The sequence below is a fragment of the Pontibacter pamirensis genome, assembly GCF_010015475.1.
In the GTDB taxonomy this organism is placed as follows: domain Bacteria; phylum Bacteroidota; class Bacteroidia; order Cytophagales; family Hymenobacteraceae; genus Pontibacter; species Pontibacter pamirensis.
This window is the reverse complement of record NZ_SSNI01000106.1, coordinates 1-1,471: the sequence shown is the minus strand read 5'-3', so window position 1 is coordinate 1,471 and position 1,471 is coordinate 1. Positions and strand designations below refer to the sequence as shown.

Annotated in this window: 1 protein-coding gene; it reads right to left on the bottom strand. The window is 53.9% G+C overall.

All coding sequences use genetic code 11. The annotated features are described in order from the left end of the window. Positions 1-128 precede the first annotated feature (128 nt). A complete protein-coding gene (locus tag E1919_RS27120; protein ID WP_162056525.1) occupies positions 129-1,415 on the bottom strand; it encodes an IS4 family transposase in 1,287 nt (428 codons plus the stop codon). Positions 1,416-1,471 lie beyond the last annotated feature (56 nt).

Below are 1,471 nucleotides of genomic sequence, written 5' to 3'. Positions count from 1 at the left end.
ACCATAGCCGTCAGGCTAAGGGTAAAGTATATCATTTGGCGATGGTTTTAGTAGCCCGTTTTTGTCTCTTCTTTTTTCTTTCCTGCCTATCCTGATTACCCTTCTGAGCACTTTCCAAAACCACTCTTTCACGGCTCTGCTGCCTTCGCTGAGTGCCTGGCAAAGCTTGAGTATCTTTTTTTTAGATGCTTCATCACCTTCCACTCGCTGAGTTCAAAGTCCTCCAGCTGCCGCTCCAGGTAGCCTTTGAGCATGCGCTGCACCTGAGTAGAAAGAAGGATGACCATCAGCCGGCTGTAGAGGTAGCACTCAAAGCGGAAGATGCTCATCCGGCCGACCTTGTCTATCTCCATAATGCTCTTCCATATCTTGAAGAGCAGCTCAATCTGCCAACGCAGCCTGTAGTAAAGCTGCACCTGAAGGGGGTTGAGCTGTTCCAGGCAGGTGTTGGTGATATAGATATTATAGCCCATGAGCTGTTTTTTAGCCTCGCTTGTCTGCCAGCTGTACCTTCCGCTCTTGCTTTGGTTGGCCTGCTTGCGCTGCTGCTTTGCCGCCCGTCTCTCTGCCACCTCCACCGGCACCTTCTGGGCAACAAGCCGCACCTTGAGCTTCTCTTTGCCTTTGCCCAGATATACCTCAGGCAGGCAACTGCTGCCCTCCTCCAACTGCCCCAGAAACTGCTTCCAGTCCAGCAGCACCAGCTTGCCTGCCCCCCTATCAATATAGAGGCGGGTGCCCGTCTTGTAGCGGCTGATGAAAAAGCCGCCGGCACTGTCCAGGGCCTGCAGGTGCCTTGGCTTGTAGTAGCCCAGGTCCAGTATGTGCAGCTCCTTTCCAGCTTGCTCGTAATCCAGGTCCTGGAGAAAAAGCGTGTCGTTCTCCTTGCCGTCGCGGACCTCAAGCCGCAGTATCGAGCCCTGCAGCAACTCATACTGCTGGTGCAACTTCACGGAGGCTCCTGAAGTAGAGCCTCCGTTGCTGCGGTAGAAGGCCGCCAATTGACCCGGCAGTTGAAAGCTGGTGGAGTCTGTGACAATGACCCTGGAAAAATGGGGAGGGGCAGCCTGCTGCTGGCCCACATCAAGCACCTGCCTGAGCAGGAGTTGATAGCATTGGCGCATGAATCCGACGGCAAAGGTGTTGAAGCGCTCATCCAGCGACTGCTTGGTAAGCTCCACCCCGTGCCTCTCTGACACCTCCTGGCACATGTCGCTAAGGCTGAACTCTTTGCCGTTGGACTCCATGAGCAAATGTAGCTGCAGAAACATCCAACCGCTCAACCTCGAGGTGCTCCGCTCAACAAACCTGCTCTCCCTGGCTAACTTCTCCAGCTCCTCTTCCTTGAAAAAGGACTGCAGCTGCTCGAGCAACTCCTCCTTGCCTTCTAATAATCCTTCTACACTTACCTCCATCCTGCAAAGCTACAGCTACTTATAGCTTTGCACAACTCCTTAGCCTGACGGCTATG

Coding starts and splice junctions, on each gene's coding strand:
- E1919_RS27120 (WP_162056525.1), bottom strand. CDS start 1,415: ATGGAGGTAAGTGTAGAAGGATTATTAGAAGGCAAGGAGGAGTTGCTC.